Genomic DNA, 16,284 nt, shown 5'->3' with positions numbered 1-16,284 from the left:
GGGCAGCGGGCGGGCGTCGGGGGCCACATGGGTGGCCGGCGTCGCACGCACGATCGTGATCAGGCGGTCCGTCAGCTCCAGTCCGCCGACGACCGGGTCGTCGTAGCCGAGCACCCGGTGTCCGCGCACGACGCTGACCACCAGGTCGTCCGTCTCGCGCGGGCTCCTGCCGACCTCGGCCTTTATGACCGGCCGCTCGACGAGGTCGAGGCCGCTGCCCTGGCTGATGAGGTCCTCCATGACCATGCCGGCGGCGGGGCTGAGCACGGAGAGCCCGAGCAGGCGGCCCGCGGCGCTGGCGCTGGTGATCACGGCGTCGGCGCCGGACTGCTTCAGCAGCGGCGCGTTCTCCTCCTCGCGGACCGCGACCACGATCTTGGCTCCGCGGTTGAGCTGCCGGGCCGTGAGCGTCACCAGTACGGCCGTGTCGTCGCGCTGGGTGGCGATGATGATCTGCTTCGCCCGGTACACCTCGGCGCGGTTCAGCACGTCGCTGCGCGTCGCGTCACCGACCACGCCCGCGTAGCCGTGGGCCGTCGCGGCCTCGATGGCCTTCCCGCTGGGATCGACAACGACGACCTGCTCCTTGCGCAGCCCGGTCGCACAGACGGTCTGGATCGCCGACCGTCCCTTGGTACCGAAGCCGACGACGACGGTGTGATCGCGCAAGGTGGACCTCCAGCGGTTCAGGCGCCACTCATCCCGCGTGCGCTCGGTGAGGGCTTCCAACGTGGTACCGACCAGGATGATCAGGAACATCACGCGCAGCGGTGTGATGACGAAGATGTTGGTCAGCCGGGCCGCGTCGCTGACGGGCGTGATGTCGCCGTACCCGGTGGTGGAGAGGGTGACGGTGGCGTAGTAGAAGGCGTCGAGGAGGTCGACGGAGCCGTCCGAGTTGTCGTTGTAACCGTCGGCGTCGGCATAGACGATGAACGCCGTCGCCAGGAGGACCACGAGGGCCATGGACAGCCGTTTGCCGACCTGGCGGATCGGGTGCTCCACCAGCTTCCTCGGGAGTTTCACCCGATGGGTCACGAGGTGTTCGTCCGCCTGGCGGGCGATCGCGTCCTGGCCCGGGAGTTTCACGTGAAACACACTCCGATTCCGCCGGTGGCCCAGGGCAGGTCGAGCAGCTCGGCCTCCTGGCCCGGACGAGACCCGCCCGGGGGTACGACGGCCAGGGCGTCGGCGGCCGCGATGCCGCGCAGCATGGCCGGGCCGTTGTAGTGCAGCGGCACGGCACCGTCGCCGCGCAGCACGACGGGGACGAGCCGGGTGTCGTACGGATGCCCGTGCACCGCGTCCCGCAGCGGCAGCGTGTACGGCTCGGGCGCCGGGCGGGCGGCGAGGGTGCGCAGCAGCGGTTCGGCGAGCGTGAGCAGTCCGGAGACGGCGGCGAGCGGGTTGCCGGGCAGGCCGACGAGATGCTGGTCGTCCTTGAGCCGGGCCAGCAGCATGGGGTGGCCCGGGCGCACCATGACGCCGTCCACGAGGAGTTCGGCGCCGATGCGGCTCAGGACCGGGTGGACGTGGTCGACGGGGCCCGCGGCGGTGCCGCCGGTCGTGATGACCAGGTCGGCGTCGGAGGTGGTGACGGCGCGGTGCAGGGCCTCGGCGTCGTCCCCGATCCGGCGGACCGCGCGGACCTCGGCGCCCAGGGCCCGCAGCCACGGCGGCAGCATCGGGCCGAGCGCGTCCCGGATGAGGCCGTCGTGCGGTCGGCCCTCGGTGAGCAGTTCGTCGCCGAGGACGAGTACGTCGACGCGTGGGCGGGGGACCGCGGTGACGCTGTCGTAGCCGGCGGCTGCCGCGAGGCCCAGCACGGCCGGCGTCACCAGGGTGCCGACGGGCAGCAACTGGTCGCCGCTGCGGCACTCCTGCCCGCGCGGGCGGATGTCCTGGCCGTGGACGACCTCCCGGGTCGCCTGCAGCCGGTCCCTGCCGTCGGTACGGCCGTGCTCGGTGCGCAGTACGGCTGTGGTGTCCAGGGGGACGCGGGCGCCGGTGGCGATACGGGCGGCCTCGCCGTCGGTGAGGGGCGCGGGTTCCGCGTGTCCGGCCAGGACGTCCTCGTCGCGCACCGTCCAGGGGCCCGGGCCGGCGACGGCCCAGCCGTCCATCGCGGAGGTGTCGAAGGAGGGCAGGTCGGTCAGGGCGGTGAGTGGCGCGGCCAGGGTGAGACCCAGGGCCGCGTCGAGGGGCGCGGCGAGCGGTGCGCGGCGGGCGGCACGGACGGCGGTCCGGGCGGCGTGCTCGGCGGTCGCCCGGGCCTCGGGCCAGGGCGTCGCACGGTGGTGGGAGTCGGCCTGCTTGTGCGGGTCGCCGTGGGGCCCGTGGGCTCCGTGGGGTCCGTGAGCTCCGCGATGACTGTGGTCGCCGTGATGACCGTGGTCGCGGTGGGGCGTGGCGTGCGCGTTCTTCGCCGCGTGGTCGTGGTCGCCGTGGGGCGGGCCGGACGGGCCGGGATTCTCCTTCACGAGAGCGAGCGCCTCCTCGACGTCGAGGTCTTCGGCTTCCTCGTCGGTCCGTGTGCCGTGGGAGGTCATCGCGCGTCCGGGCGGGTGTCAGGGGTGGCGTCCGGAGCCACGTCGGGCTTGCCCGCCGCGGGGGCGGACTCGGCTTCGGCGGCCTCCTCGGCCCAGCGCTGGGCGAGGGCGGCGGCCTTGCGGGCGGCCTCGGCGACGGCTTCGGGGCCTCCTTGGGCCCGCCCGGCCGCGTAGCCGACGAGGAAGGTGGTCAGCGGGGCCGCCGGCCTGGCCACCCCGTGGGCGGCGTCCCGGGCGAGGTCGAGCAGAACGCCGGTGTCGACGTCGAGGTCGATGCCCAACTCGTCCTTGGCTGCGGTAATCCATTCGTCCAACACGTGACCATGCTCCCTGATGCGTGCCCTTGCGGTGGCGATGTCGTCCCAGGTGTCGCAGTCGAAGGAGGCGACGGCGTCGGGGACACGGGTGAGGCGGAGCGCGCCGGTGAGCCGACGCAGAGGCAGCCCGGTGAGGTCCGCACGGTCCGCACGGTCCCGGGCGAGCGCGGCCAGTTCGCGGCGCAGCGCGGACGCACGGTAGGCGGCGACGAGGGGTTGGTCGCGGCCTTCGACGTCGGTGAGCAGCGCGCCTTCGGCGTCGCTCGCGGCGAGGACCGACAGCAGCCGTCCGACCGTGGGCCCGGCGAGGAACGGCAGGTCGGCGGAGACCACCACGACGTGCTCGGCAGTGGTGTGCCGCAGACCTGCGGCGAGGGCGGCGAGCGGTCCGCCACCGGGCGGGTCCTCCCGCGCCCAGGTCACCGGGCGCGCGGTGGGCCGCGGGTCGGCGACCACGACGGTCGTCCGCGCTCCGGCGCAGGCGGCGAGCACCCGGTCCAGCAGCGCGCGTCCGCCCACACGGAGGCCGGGTTTGTCGGCGCCGCCGAGCCGCCGCGCGGCCCCGCCGGCGAGCACGACGGCGTCGTACCCGACGGGGGCCGGACCCGGCGTGGGGCCGGTGCCGGCGCCGGGATCACCGGAGGGCTCGTACGCGGTCACCCCCCGAGTATGCGTTGCCGGGCGATCACAGGGAACGCGGGGGAGCCCGCGCTATCGGAGTGTGCCGACCGGCGTCGTCGTCGGACGCCCGTCACAGGGTCCGCAGCAGCACCGCCGGCTGTTCGACGCAGTCCGCCACGTACCGCAGGAAACCGCCCGCCGTGCCGCCGTCGCACACCCGGTGGTCGAAGGTGAGCGACAGCTGGACGACCTGACGCACCGCCAACTCACCCTCGTGCACCCACGGTTTGGGGACGATGCGGCCGACGCCGAGCATGGCCGCCTCGGGGTGATTGATGATCGGCGTGGAGCCGTCGACGCCGAAGACGCCGTAGTTGTTCAACGTGAAGGTGCCGCCGGTCAGCTCACCGGGCGTCAGTCCGCCGGCCCGGGCCGCCTCGGTCAGCCGGGCGAACTCGGCGGTGAGCGCCTCGGCGTCCCGAGCGTGCGCGTCCCGGACGACCGGCACGACCAGCCCCCGGTCGGTCTGCGCCGCGAAACCGAGGTGGACGTGGTCGAACCTGACGACCTCGCGGGCCTCCGTGTCGACCGTGGAGTTCAGCTCCGGGAAGCGGGCCAGGGCGGCCGTGCAGATCCGGGCCAGCAGCGCGACGAGGGAGATCCTCGGCCCGCCCGCCGCGTTCATGGCCGTGCGCGCCCGCATCAGCTCGGTCGCGTCGGCGTCCACCCAGCAGGTCGCGTCCGGGATCTCGCGCCGGCTGCGGGAGAGCTTGTCGGCGACGGCGCCGCGGACGCCCTTGAGGGGGGTGCGGACACCGCCGGAACGCGCGGCGGAGGACACGGGTGCCGACGCCCCGGTGGTGTCGGCCTGCCCCTCCCGGACCGCCCTACGGCCGCCGTGCGCGGCGGCGGCGCGCAGCGCGTACTCCACGTCCGCCCGCAGGATCAGCCCCTCCGGGCCGGAGCCGGTCAGCTCGCGCAGGTCCAGGTCGTTCTGCCGGGCCAGCCTGCGCACCAGCGGGGAGATGACGGGGACGGGGCCGTCCACCGGGTCCGCGGTACGGCCCCGGCCGTTCACCAGCCCGGTCGCCGCAGCGGTGCCCGGGCGCCGGTCCGGCCGTACCCGGCGCCGGCGCGCGGGCGCCTCGGAGGTGCCGTATCCGACGAGGACGTTGCCCGAGCCCCCGGCCTCCGCCTGCCCGGCCTCCGGATCCTCGGCCCGCGCCGGCTCCACCGCCTCACCGCCGGTGTCCGAGTCCCGCGCCGGGAGGCCGGCGGGAGCCCCGCCCACCGCCACCGTCAGCAGCGGCGCTCCGACGGGCAGCTCCGAGCCCTCCTCGCCGAAGCGGGCGGTGACCACGCCCCCGTAGGGGCAGGGCACCTCGACCATCGCCTTGGCCGTCTCGACCTCGACGACCGGCTGGTCGACGGCCACGACGTCGCCGACCTCGACCATCCAGCGCACGATCTCCGCCTCGGTGAGCCCCTCACCGAGGTCGGGGAGCTTGAACTCCAGGCTGCGCCCATCAGAAGCGTGTGCCATCAGCTTTCGGCCTCCCACTGCAGGCGCCCAACGGCGTCCAGGATCCGGTCCACACCGGGCAGGTGGTGACGCTCCAGCATCGGCGGCGGATACGGGATGTCGAACCCGGCCACACGCAGCACCGGTGCCTCCAGGTGGTGGAAGCAGCGCTCCGTGACCCGGGCCGCGATCTCCCCGCCCGGGCCCCCGAAGGAACCCGACTCGTGGACGACGACCGCGCGTCCCGTCCGCCGCACCGAAGCGCACACCGTCTCGTCGTCGAACGGCACCAGGGAGCGCAGATCGACGACTTCGAGGTCCCAGCCCTCGGCCCGGGCCGCCTCGGCCGCCTCCATGCAGGCGACCAGCGACGGTCCGTACGTGATGAGTGTGGCGCTCCTGCCCGAGCGCCGCACCACCGCGCGGCCCACCGGTTCAACGGGTGCCGGCTCCTCGGGGTTCCAGGCGTCCTTCGACCAGTACAGACGCTTGGGTTCGAGGAAGACCACCGGATCGTCGGAGGCGATGGCCCGGCGCAGCAGCCCGTAGGCGTCGGCGACGGTCGCGGGCGTGACGACATGGAGCCCCGGAGTCGCCATGTAGTACGCCTCGGACGAGTCGCTGTGGTGCTCGACGCCGCCGATGCCGCCGCCGTAGGGGACGCGGATGGTCAGCGGCAGGGGCATCCTGCCGCGGGTGCGGTTGCGCATCTTGGTGACGTGGCTGACGACCTGCTCGAACGCCGGGTAGGCGAAGGCGTCGAACTGCATCTCCACGACCGGGCGCAGTCCGTACATCGCCATGCCCACGGCCGTGCCGAGGATGCCGGCCTCGGCGAGCGGGGTGTCCGTGCAGCGGTCCTCGCCGAACTCCGCGGCGAGTCCGTCGGTGACCCGGAAGACGCCGCCGAGGGTGCCCACGTCCTCGCCCAGGACGTGCACGCTCGGGTCGGCGGCCATGGCGTCGCGCAGCGCGCGCGTGAGGGCCTGCGCCATGGTGGCCGGCTTGACGGCGACAGTGGTCATCGGTGTCCCCCTTCGGGCGCCCCGGACGCGGCCCCGGTCTCCGTCCCGGCCTCCGCCTCGGCCGCCGCCGCCAGCTCCGCCCGCAGCAGGTCACGCTGCTCGCGCAGCTGTGGCGTGGGCTCGGCGTAGACGTGGTCGAACAGGTCCATGGGGTCCAGCTCCGGGTCCTGGTTCATGCGGGCGCGCAGGTCGGCCGCCATGGTCTCGGCGTCGTCGCGGGCGGCCCGGACGCCCTCCTCGTCGAGCAGACCGCGCTCGGTCAGCTCCCGCTGGAGCAGTTCGATCGGGTCGTGCCGGCGCCAGGTCTCGACCTCGGCGTCGCCCCGGTAGCGCGTCGCGTCGTCGGCGTTGGTGTGCGCCTCGACGCGGTACGTCACCGCCTCCACCAGCGTGGGACCGCCGCCCGCGCGCGCGTGGCGCACGGCGTCGGACAGGACCTCGTGCACGGCGGCGGCGTCGTTGCCGTCGACCAGGCGGCCGGGGATGCCGTAGCCGACGGCCTTGTGGGCCAGCGACGGGGCCGCGGTCTGCTTGGCGAGCGGAACGGAGATCGCGAAGCCGTTGTTCTGCACGAGGAAGACGACCGGTGCCCGCCAGACGGCCGCGAAGTTCAGCGCCTCGTGGAAGTCGCCCTCGCTGGTGCCGCCGTCGCCGACCATGGCGAGCGCGACCACGTCGTCGCCCTTGAGCCGGGCGGCGTGCGCGAGACCGACGGCGTGCGGGAGCTGGGTGGCCAGCGGCGTGGACAGGGGCGCGACCCGGTGCTCGTAGGGGTCGTAGCCGGTGTGCCAGTCGCCGCGCAGCAGGGTGAGGGCCTCGACGGGGTCGACCCCGCGGGCGACGACGGCGAGCGTGTCGCGGTAGCTGGGGAAGAGCCAGTCCCGCTCCTGGAGGGCCAGCGCGGCGGCGACCTCGCAGGCCTCCTGACCGGTGCTGGAGGGGTAGACGGCCAGCCGGCCCTGCTTGGTCAGCGCCGTGGCCTGCGCGTTGTAGCGCCGGCCGGCGACCAGCCGGGCGTACAGCGTGCGCAGCAGCTCGGGGTCGGCCTGCTCGGCGGCCTTCGTGCCGAGGATGCGGTACGGCTCCGCGTCGGGCAGCAGCGGCGCGGGGTCGGTACGGGGCTGCCAGGCGGGCGGCGGTGTGGGCCGGTAAGCGCCCCGCTGCTCCATGACCGTCATGACGGCACCTCCTCGTGGGAGCGGCTGTCGGCTCGCCACGGGTGTGACGGGCCTCACCTACCGATTGTTCGGTCGCCGGCACATTTTGGCTACAGGCGGCCCCAGGCTGTGGACAAACGGTTCTCCACAGCCTGAGATGGACGCAGTACGTCCATGGGAGGAAGGCGGGGGCACATGGCATCTGAACAAATGGCCGAACGCCCGGAAGAAGCCGGTAGCCCGGACGACGCCGGCACCCCGCCGCCCCCGCGCCCGCTGGACGCCATCGATCAGGACATCCTGCGCATGCTCCAGGCGGACGGCCGCGCCTCGATACGCTCGGTGGCCGAGCGGGTGCACGTCTCGCGCGCGAACGCCTACGCGCGCATCAACCGGCTCGTCGAGGACGGCGTCATCCGTGGCTTCGGCGCCCGCGTCGACCACGAACGCGCCGGGCACGGCACCTCTGCGTACATCACCCTGAAGATCGTGCAGAACTCCTGGCGCACGGTCCGCGCGCAGCTCCGCCAGCTCCCCGGAGCCTCGCACATCGCCCTGGTGGGCGGTGACTTCGACGTCCTGCTGCTGGTGCACACCCCGGACAACCGGGCCCTGCGCGAGCTGGTGCTCACCCGCCTCCAGGCCATCCCGGAGGTGCTCAGCACACGCACCCTGCTGGTGTTCGAGACCGAGGACCTGGAACCGCAGAGCTGACCGCCGGGCCGGAGCCGAGTACCCGCTCAGGACGCCTTGCGCAGACCTCCGAAGACCAGCCGCGCCACCGCGTCGACCACTTCGCGCTCACCCGCGCCGCCGCGGCCGTCGGGGCCCTCGGGCCGGTACCACTCCACGATCGAGTTGATCATGCCGAAGACCAGGCGCGTCGCGAGCCGCACCTCCACGTCCGCGCGCACGTCCCCCTCTGCCGCCGCGGCCTTCAGCAGGTCGGCGACCCGGTGGTCGAACTCGCGCCGCCGCTCCAGCGCCCACCGCTCGGTGCCGGTGTTGCCGCGCACCCGCAGCAGCAGCGTGACGTACGGCAGTTCGGCCATGAGTACCTCGACCATGCGCCGCACGACGTACTCCAGCCGCTCGGCGGCGGACCCCACGCTCGCGTGCTCCTCGTCGAGAATCCCGAAGAGCTCGTCCAGGGCCCGGCTCACGGCCCGGCGCAACAGCTCCTCCTTGCCCGTGACGTGGTGGTAGATCGACGACTTGGAGATACCGGCCGCCCTGGAGAGGTGCTCCATGGAGGTGCCGTCGTAGCCGCGCTCGATGAAGACCTGCACGGCGACGGAGAGCAGCGTCTCGGGCGTGTAGGTGTCGCGCTTGGCGGTGCTCATGAGGGGGTGCCCTCCCCTGCGTCGGAGGCGTGCGTGTGACGGCGGAGCGCGAGGGACGGGGCGTGGCGCCCGGAGGGCTCGCGTTCGTGCAGCTCACCCAGCAGCTCGTACACCCACCACAGGCCCAGCTGTCGGCCCCACTCGACCGGGCCGAGCGGGTAGTTCACGCCGAGGCGCATCGCGGTGTCGACGTCCTCCGCCGAGGCCACGCCCCGGGCGACCGCGTCGTACGCCAGGTCGACGATCCGCGCGACCGTCCGCGCCACGATCATGCCGGGCACGTCGCCGACGACGCTGACCTTCTTCCCGAGCGCCTGGAAGAGGCCGGTGGCCTCGGCGAGGGCCCGGGGCGAGGTGGTCTCCGAGGGCGCGAGGGCGATACGGGCGGCCCGCCGGTAGTCGAGGGCGAGGTCGAAGTGGATGGCACCGCCGAGCTCGGCCGAGGTCTGCCCGTCGGCGAGGAGGAGCCGGCCGCCGCCGGGCAGCACGAGCGACCCGCTGCCCCCGCCCTCCTCGCGGACCTCGATGCCCGCCGCGCGGATCAGCGCGGGCAGCTCGCCGGCCGGTCCGAGGTCCCCCTCGGCGACGACGTACGCGGGCCGGTCGGCGGGTTCGGCGGTGTGCGGCTCCGGCCGCTCGGCGCCGTCCCGGTAGTCGTACCAGCCCTGCCCGCTCTTGCGGCCGAGCCGGCCGGACTCGACCAGGCGGCGCTGGGCCAGCGACGGCGTGAAGCGCGCGTCCTGGAAGAACGCCTGCCACACGGAGTGCGTGACGGACTCGTTGACGTCCTGCCCGATCAGGTCGGTCAGCTCGAAGGCGCCCATCCTGAAGCCGCCGGACTCGCGCAGCACGGCGTCGACGGTGGCCGGGTCGGCGGCCCGCAGCTCGTGGACCGCGAGGGCCTCGGCGTAGAAGGGCCGGGCGACGCGGTTGACGACGAACCCGGGGGTGTCGGCGCAGGCGACCGGGGTCTTCCCCCAGGCGCGGGCCGTCTCGTACGCGCGCGTGGCCGACGCGGGGTCGGTGGCGAACCCGGAGACCACCTCCACCAGCGGCAGCAGCGGCGCGGGGTTGAAGAAGTGCAGGCCGACAAAGCGGCCGGGGGCGCGGAGCGCGCCGCCGATGGCGGTGACGGACAGGGAGGAGGTGTTGGTGGCGAGCAGGCAGTCGTCGCCGACGACCTCCTCCAGCGCCCGGAACAGCTCCTGCTTGACGTCCAGCCGTTCCAGGACCGCCTCGACGACCAGCGCGCAGTCGGCGAGGTCGGCGAGGGTCTCTGCGGACCCGAGCCGGGCACGGGCGGCGTCCCGCTCGGCGCCGGTGAGCCGTTCCTTCTCGACGAGGCGGTCGAGCCGGGCGCCGATCGCGTCGGCCGCTTCCCGGGCCCGCCCGGGGACGGCGTCGTACAGCCGTACGGGATGGCCCGCGACCAGCGCCACCTGGGCGATGCCCTGGCCCATGGTGCCGGTGCCGACGACGGCCACGGCGCTGCTGAGGTCGAGTGCTGTCATGTGCGCGATCCTCCCGCACGGGGTTTTCCACAGATGCGGCGGTCCCCCTTGTCCCGACCGATCGTTCGGTTACTCTAGCCGTGTCCGCCTGTTTCTGCCCAGGTTTCCCCCAGGTCCACGGACTCGACGAAGCGTCGACGAGGAGTCGACGGCGAGTCCGTGAGAGACGAGGAGTTGGTCCCGCATGGCCGCCGAACTCACCGCACACCAGCTGATCGCCCAGCACCGGCCGACCCTGGACCTGGCGCTGGAGACGATCCGCACGCGCGCGTACTGGTCCCCCCACCCCGAGCACCCCAAGGCCTACGGGGAGAACGGCAGTCTGGACATGGCCGCGGGCAAGGCCGCCTTCGACGCCCTGCTCGGCACCCGCCTCGACCTCGGCCAGCCCGGCACCGACGACTGGGTAGGCGGCGAGGTCTCCCCGTACGGCGTCGAGCTGGGCGTGGAGTACCCGCACGCGGACCTCGACGTGCTGCTGCCCGCCATGAAGGCCGGCCAGAAGGCGTGGCGGGACGCCGGCGCGGAGCTGCGCGCGATGGTCTGCCTGGAGATCCTCCGGCGGATCGCCGACCGGACGATGGAGTTCGCCCAGGCGGTCATGCACACCTCCGGGCAGGCCTTCATGATGGCCTTCCAGGCGGGCGGCCCGCACGCGCAGGACCGCGGCATGGAGGCCGTGGCCTACGCGTACGTGGAGCAGGTCCGCACCCCCGACACGGCGGAGTGGACCAAGCCGCAGGGCAAGCGCGACCCGCTCGCGATGACCAAGCAGTTCACGCCGGTCCCGCGCGGTATCGGCCTCGTCATCGGCTGCAACACCTTCCCGACCTGGAACGGCTACCCGGGCCTGTTCGCCTCCCTCGCCACCGGCAACGCCGTCCTGGTCAAGCCCCACCCGCGCGCGGTGCTGCCGCTCGCGCTCACCGTGCGGGTCGCCCGCGACGTCCTCGCCGAGGCCGGTTTCGACCCGAACCTGGTCGCGCTGGCCGCCGAGCGCCCCGGCGAGGGCATCGCCAAGGCCCTGGCGACCCGCCCCGAGATCCGGATCATCGACTACACCGGCTCCACCTCCTTCGGCGACTGGCTGGAGGCCAACGCCCGCCAGGCGCAGGTCTTCACCGAGAAGGCCGGCGTCAACACGGTGATCGTCGACTCCACCGACGACTACAAGGGGATGCTCGCCAACCTGGCCTTCTCCCTCTCCCTCTACAGCGGCCAGATGTGCACCACCCCGCAGAACCTGCTCATCCCCCGCGACGGCATCCGCACCGACCAGGGCCCCAAGACCTACGACGAGGTGACCGCGGACCTGGCGCGGGCCGTCGACGGACTCCTCGGCGACGACGCCCGCGCGAACGCCCTGCTCGGCGCGATCGTCAACCCGGACGTCAAGGCCCGTCTGGAGGCCGCCGCCGGCCTCGGCGAGGTCGCCCTGGCCTCCCGCGAGGTGGCCAACCCGGACTTCCCGGACGCGGTCGTGCGCACCCCGGTCATCGTCAAGCTGGACGGCGCCAAGCCCGACGACGAGGCCGCCTACACCAGCGAGTGCTTCGGCCCGGTCTCCTTCGCCGTCGCCGTCGACTCCGCACAGCACGCCGTGGAGCTGCTGCGGCACAGCGTCCGGGAGAAGGGCGCGATGACGGTGGGCGCCTACACGACCGACGCGGAGGTCGAGCAGTCCGTGCAGGAGGCCTGCCTGGAGGAGGCGGCCCAGCTGTCCCTGAACCTCACCGGCGGGGTGTACGTCAACCAGACGGCCGCCTTCTCCGACTTCCACGGCTCGGGCGGCAACCCGGCGGCCAACGCCGCCCTGTGCGACGGGGCTTTCGTGGCCAACCGCTTCCGGGTGGTGGAGGTCCGCCGACAGGCCTAGAAAGGCCTGCTAGGGCGCGTGCGGTGCGCCCCCGGCGGCGCTCCAGTGGTACAGCGTCATGGCCACACTGGTCGCGAGGTTGTAGCTGGAGACCTGGGGGCGCATCGGCAGCGCCACCAGATGGTCGGCACGCGCGCGCAGCTCCCGCGACAGCCCGCCGCGCTCCGAGCCGAACGCGAGCAGCGCGTCGTCCGGCAGCTTCAGCCCGCGGATGTCCTCGCCCTCCGGGTCCAGCGCGAACACCGGCCCCGGCGGCAGCTCCCCGACCTCCAGCCGTTCCACGGCGGTCGCGAAGTGCAGCCCCGCCCCGCCGCGCACCACCGTGGGATGCCACGGATCAAGCGTGCCCGTGGTGACCACACCGGTCGCCCCGAAACCGGCGGCCAGCCGGATCACCGCCCCCGCGTTGCCGAGGTTGCGCGGCTGGTCGAGGACCACGACGGGGGTACGGCGGGGCGTGTGCGCCAGCGCCCGCAGGCCGGCCGTACGCGAGGGCCGCACGGCCAGGGCGGCCACGGCGGTGGGATGCGGCCGCGGCACGAGGGAGGCGTACGTCTCCTGCGGCACCTCTGCCAGCAGAGCGTCCATGGCGTCCCGCACGTCGGGCGCCAGCTCCTCGGCGAGGGCCAGGGCGCCCGCGCGGTCGGCGGTGACGGCCACCGGGACCTCGGCGCCGAAACGCAGCGCGTGCTTGAGGGCGTGGAACCCGTCGAGCAGCACGCACGGTCCGGCGTGCCGGCGCCAGACGGCCGACGGGTCGAGGTCGGGGTCGGTCATGTCCGGAAGCCTACGTGCGTGTGGCCGGGGTCCTTGTCGCTCTCCGCTGCCTTGCGGGAGCGGGGCCCGGGCACCGCTCCCGTACGGCCGTCACCGCCGCCGTCACCACCGCCGTCGCCACGGCCGGCCGGCAGCCGGCCCGGCAGCCCGGCACGCGCGCGTGCCGCCCAGCCGCCCAGCCGGCGCAGGAAGGAGGTCGGCAGGAAGACCGCGTCCGCGGCGATCATCGCCAGCGAGAAGAACGGCAGCCCCAGCACCACGGCGATCACCGCGTGCTCGGCCATCATGGCGGCCAGCAGCACGTTCTTGACCCGTCGGTTGAACAGTGTGAAGGGGAACGCGACCTGCACGGCGACCGTGCCGTAGGTGATGAGCATGACCATAGTGCCGTTGGCGGCCAGCGCCTCGGAGAGCGCGGGCCAGGGCGAGAAATAGTCCAGGTTGAGCGGGTAGTAGACCGCGGTGCCGTCCTGCCACCGCGAGCCCTGGATCTTGTACCAGCCCGCGGTCGCGTAGATCAGACAGGCCTCGGCCATGATCACGACCAACCCGCCGTTGTGCACGATGTTGGCGATCACGTCGAGCAGGATCCGCGGCTCACCGCCACCGGCCCAGCGCCCCACGGCCCACCACAGGCCCTGCGCGGCCCACACCGCCCACAGCAGCGCCGGAACGAACCAGTCGCCGTCCAGCCCGCCCGTCACCGTCAGGGTGATCAGCACGAAGCCGAACACCCACCACAGCGCCGGCCCGGCCCGGTCCACGACACGCTCCCCACGCGCGCGTGCCCCGTCCGCGCGCCGCGCCCGGCGCGCGTCCAGCGACCACACCTGGCCGCAGCGCGTGAGCACCAGGTAGATGCTCATCAGGTGCAGGACGTTGTCGCCGCCGTCCCCCATGAAGACGCTGCGGTTCTGCAGCGAGAGCACACCGACCATGAAGATCACGGACATGGTCCGGGTCCGCCAGCCCAGCAGGAACAGCACACTGCTCAGGACGGCCAGCGCGTAGACGATCTCGAACCAGACCCGCCCGTCGGACCACATCAGCACCGTGAAGGCGCCGTTGTCCGCGATCAGCTGTTCGGCGAGGTCGTGGCCCCAGGGGCTCCCGGGACCGTACAGCTCGTGGCGGTGGGGCAGTTCACGCAGCAGGAAGAGCAGCCAGGTGGCGCCGAAGCCGATGCGGATCACGGCGGTCTGGTACGGGCCGAGCGCGGCGCCGGTGACGCGGGCGATGCCGCGGGAGACCGAGAGGGCGATGCCGTTCACGCGGCGTCCCCCTCCTTCTCACCGGCAGCCACCGGCCACCAGGGCAGCTCACGGTAGTCAGGCCGGCCGGAGACCTTCTCCCCGCTCCACGAGGGCGGCTCCACGTTGGTGGTCCGGGAACGGTACTGGACACGCTCGACGACACCCCCCGGCCCGGCGGCGTCGTTCCGGTCCAGACGCAGGACGGCGATGCGGCGCAGATAGTCCTCGGACAGCGTGCCCCGCAGGCCCACCGGGCGGTCGTCGGAGTCGTGGGTGGCGACGAAGAAGTCCCAGGCCCGGCGGAGCTCGTTCTGCTGGGTGTGGCTCGGCAGCGGATTGCCGTCGATGCCCCGGCCGTCCTCGGCGGACAGGTCGTACCAGCCGGTCGTGCGTATCGCGCCGTCCGCCGTGCTCACCTCCGCCCGGAGCTGGACGGAGACGTTCTGCTGGAGCGGGTTGGGCGCGAAGAGCTTCCAGTTCTGTTCGAACTCCGGGAAGACCCACTCGTCCACCGCCTCGCCGTGCTGCTTGGTGAGGGTGTTCGACGGTGCCACGTGCAGGAACACCAGGCCGAGGTGGGCGCAGACGGCGACGGCGACGACCACGAGGGCGACCACGGCACCGAACTGATAGCGCGGGGAGAGCGCGGAGATACCGGTACGGGGCGCCGCGATCCCCTGGCGGGGCCCCGCGGTGACCGTACGGGGGCCGTCTCCTGCGCCGGCCTCGGACCCGGTCCTGGTCCCGTCCGGCCGATCCGGGTGATCCGAGTGATCCAGGTGATCCGGGTGATCCAGGTGATCCGGATGATCCGAGTGATCCCGCCGATCCGGATGATCCGGATGATCCGGATGATCCGGCCGATCCGGCCGATCCGGCCGATCCCGCCGATCCGGCCGATCCGAGTGATCCGGATGATCCGAGTGATCCGGCCGATCCGGCTGATCCGGTGCGCCCCGTCCCCCCTGCTCGTCCCGCCCCCGCGGGGCGTCCGAGCCTGTGTCGTACGCGTCCATTCCGCCCCGTTCCGGTCCCAGATCCGTCGTACGCCCGCCCCGGCGCGGGGCTCACCCGCGCGCCGCTCGTGCGGCTGCTCGGCAGCGTCCGAACGGGAACGGTACTCAGGACTGTCCGCCCGCACAGCCCCGGGCGGACCGACCGCGCAGTGGCCGTCGCCACATCGTCACCGCGCGACGGGCGCCCGCGGTGACACGGAGACGATCCGGCGGCGATCCGGCGGCGATCCGGAGGGGCGCCCCGGGGGCAGCCCGGAGGGGCACGGTCCGGAGACGACCCGAGCGGCCTAGAGAACGTGCCCCGGCTCGCCCTTGCCGTCCACCACCGGGCGGCCGGCCGCGGCCCACACCTGCATGCCGCCGTCGACGTTCACGGCGTCGATTCCCTGCTGGGCCAGATACATGGTGACCTGGGCCGAGCGTCCGCCGGAGCGGCAGATCACGTGGACCCGGGCGTCCTGCGGCGCGGCCTCGGCCAGCTCACCGTACCGGGCCACGAACTCGCTGATGGGAATGTGCAGCGCCCCGGCGGCGTGACCGGCCTGCCACTCGTCGTCCTCGCGGACGTCCAGCAGGAAATCGCCGTCCTTGAGGTCCGTGACCTCGACCGTGGGCACACCAGCTCCAAAACTCATGCCCCAGACGCTACCCGAGCCCCCGCCCGGCTCAGTCCTTGCCGAGCACCGCCGCCAGTTCGGCCTCCCGCTCCCGCACCTGGGTCGCCAACTGCTCGGCGATCTCCTCCAGCAGCCGGTCGGGGTCGTCGGGGGCGAGCCGGAGCATGGCCCCGATCGCGCTCTCCTCCAGCTCCTTGGCGAGCAGCGTGAGCATCTCCTTGCGCCGGTCGAGCCATTCGAGGCGGACGTACAGCTCCTCGCCCCGGCTCGGGCGCCGCTCGGGCGCCGGACCGGCGGCCCACTCCTCCGCCAGCTCCCGCAACTGTGCCGCGTCGCCACGGGCGTAGGCGGCGTTGACCCGGGTGATGAACTCCTCGCGCCGGGCCCGCTCCTCGTCCTCCTGCGCCAGGTCGGGGTGGGCCTTGCGGACCAGCTCGCGGTAGAGCTTGCGCGCCTCCTCGCCGGGCCGCACCCGCTGCGGCGGGCGTACCGCCTGGTCCGTCAGCATCGCCGTGGCCTCCGGGAACAGACCGTCCCCGTCCATCCAGCCGTTCAGCAGCTCCTCGACCCCGGGGATCGGCATCAGCCGGGCCCGCGCCTCGTCGGCCCGGCGGCGGTCCTCGGCGTCGCCGGTGCCGGCCGCCCTGGCCTCCAGGATCTGCGCCTCCAGTTCCTCGAGCCGCGCGTACACCGGGCCGAG

Annotated in this window: 15 protein-coding genes; 2 read left to right on the top strand and 13 right to left on the bottom strand. The window is 73.5% G+C overall.

Annotated elements, in window-relative coordinates; translation table 11 throughout:
* From EBH09_RS18265 to pdhA, 6 genes are all read right to left on the bottom strand, one after another.
* A partial coding sequence (locus tag EBH09_RS18265) for a potassium channel family protein (RefSeq protein ID WP_153182685.1) occupies positions 1-1,089 on the bottom strand: 1,089 nt, incomplete at its 3' end.
* Positions 1,086-2,549 carry a molybdopterin molybdotransferase MoeA gene (locus tag EBH09_RS18260; protein WP_121748065.1) on the bottom strand — a complete coding sequence of 488 codons (1,464 nt, stop codon included), beginning with the start codon at positions 2,547-2,549 and terminating at the stop codon, positions 1,086-1,088. The genes EBH09_RS18260 and EBH09_RS18265, both read right to left, overlap by 4 nt.
* Entirely contained in the window at positions 2,546-3,526 is a 981-nt protein-coding gene (locus tag EBH09_RS18255; RefSeq protein ID WP_193776389.1) for an NTP transferase domain-containing protein, read from the bottom strand. Before EBH09_RS18255 ends, EBH09_RS18260 begins: the two co-directional genes overlap by 4 nt.
* A gap of 91 nt (positions 3,527-3,617) precedes the next feature.
* Positions 3,618-5,030, bottom strand: coding sequence for a dihydrolipoamide acetyltransferase family protein (locus EBH09_RS18250; RefSeq protein WP_121748064.1), 1,413 nt, complete (start codon positions 5,028-5,030; stop codon positions 3,618-3,620).
* Positions 5,030-6,034, bottom strand: coding sequence for an alpha-ketoacid dehydrogenase subunit beta (locus EBH09_RS18245; protein WP_121748063.1), 1,005 nt, complete (start codon positions 6,032-6,034; stop codon positions 5,030-5,032). Before EBH09_RS18245 ends, EBH09_RS18250 begins: the two co-directional genes overlap by 1 nt.
* A complete protein-coding gene (pdhA, locus tag EBH09_RS18240; protein WP_121748062.1) occupies positions 6,031-7,212 on the bottom strand; it encodes a pyruvate dehydrogenase (acetyl-transferring) E1 component subunit alpha in 1,182 nt (393 codons plus the stop codon). The genes EBH09_RS18245 and pdhA overlap by 4 nt, the downstream gene beginning before the upstream one ends.
* A 189-nt stretch (positions 7,213-7,401) precedes the next feature.
* Between pdhA and EBH09_RS18235 the strand changes: the two genes are divergently transcribed.
* Positions 7,402-7,905, top strand: coding sequence for an Lrp/AsnC family transcriptional regulator (locus tag EBH09_RS18235; RefSeq protein WP_121748061.1), 504 nt, complete (start codon positions 7,402-7,404; stop codon positions 7,903-7,905).
* Between the two features lie 26 nt (positions 7,906-7,931).
* Here the strand turns inward: EBH09_RS18235 and EBH09_RS18230 are convergent, their stop codons facing one another.
* The gene (locus EBH09_RS18230; RefSeq protein WP_121748060.1) at positions 7,932-8,534 is read right to left on the bottom strand and encodes a TetR/AcrR family transcriptional regulator; all 603 of its coding nucleotides are present in this window, start codon (positions 8,532-8,534) and stop codon (positions 7,932-7,934) included.
* Positions 8,531-10,045, bottom strand: coding sequence for a 3-hydroxyacyl-CoA dehydrogenase (locus EBH09_RS18225; RefSeq protein ID WP_121748059.1), 1,515 nt, complete (start codon positions 10,043-10,045; stop codon positions 8,531-8,533). The genes EBH09_RS18230 and EBH09_RS18225 overlap by 4 nt, the downstream gene beginning before the upstream one ends.
* 184 nt (positions 10,046-10,229) lie before the next feature.
* On the opposite strand from EBH09_RS18225, the gene paaN reads away from it, so the two are divergent.
* Positions 10,230-11,921, top strand: coding sequence for a phenylacetic acid degradation protein PaaN (gene paaN, locus EBH09_RS18220; RefSeq protein WP_121748058.1), 1,692 nt, complete (start codon positions 10,230-10,232; stop codon positions 11,919-11,921).
* A gap of 9 nt (positions 11,922-11,930) precedes the next feature.
* On the opposite strand, the gene EBH09_RS18215 is transcribed toward paaN, so the two are convergent.
* From EBH09_RS18215 to EBH09_RS18195, 5 genes are all read right to left on the bottom strand, one after another.
* The gene (locus EBH09_RS18215; RefSeq protein WP_121748057.1) at positions 11,931-12,698 is read right to left on the bottom strand and encodes a TrmH family RNA methyltransferase; all 768 of its coding nucleotides are present in this window, start codon (positions 12,696-12,698) and stop codon (positions 11,931-11,933) included.
* The gene (locus EBH09_RS18210; protein WP_121748056.1) at positions 12,695-13,969 is read right to left on the bottom strand and encodes an HTTM domain-containing protein; all 1,275 of its coding nucleotides are present in this window, start codon (positions 13,967-13,969) and stop codon (positions 12,695-12,697) included. Before EBH09_RS18210 ends, EBH09_RS18215 begins: the two co-directional genes overlap by 4 nt.
* A complete protein-coding gene (locus EBH09_RS18205) occupies positions 13,966-14,967 on the bottom strand; it encodes a DUF5819 family protein (protein ID WP_238697353.1) in 1,002 nt (333 codons plus the stop codon). Before EBH09_RS18205 ends, EBH09_RS18210 begins: the two co-directional genes overlap by 4 nt.
* Positions 14,968-15,254: 287 nt before the next feature.
* Positions 15,255-15,584, bottom strand: coding sequence for a rhodanese-like domain-containing protein (locus EBH09_RS18200; RefSeq protein WP_121748055.1), 330 nt, complete (start codon positions 15,582-15,584; stop codon positions 15,255-15,257).
* A gap of 49 nt (positions 15,585-15,633) precedes the next feature.
* Positions 15,634-16,284 (bottom strand): hypothetical protein (locus EBH09_RS18195; RefSeq protein WP_121748054.1); only part of this gene is annotated, 651 nt, incomplete at its 5' end.

This window comes from Streptomyces sp. E2N166 (assembly GCF_003671715.1).
GTDB lineage: Bacteria > Actinomycetota > Actinomycetes > Streptomycetales > Streptomycetaceae > Streptomyces > Streptomyces thinghirensis.
This window is presented reverse-complemented; position numbering and strand designations above follow the sequence as displayed.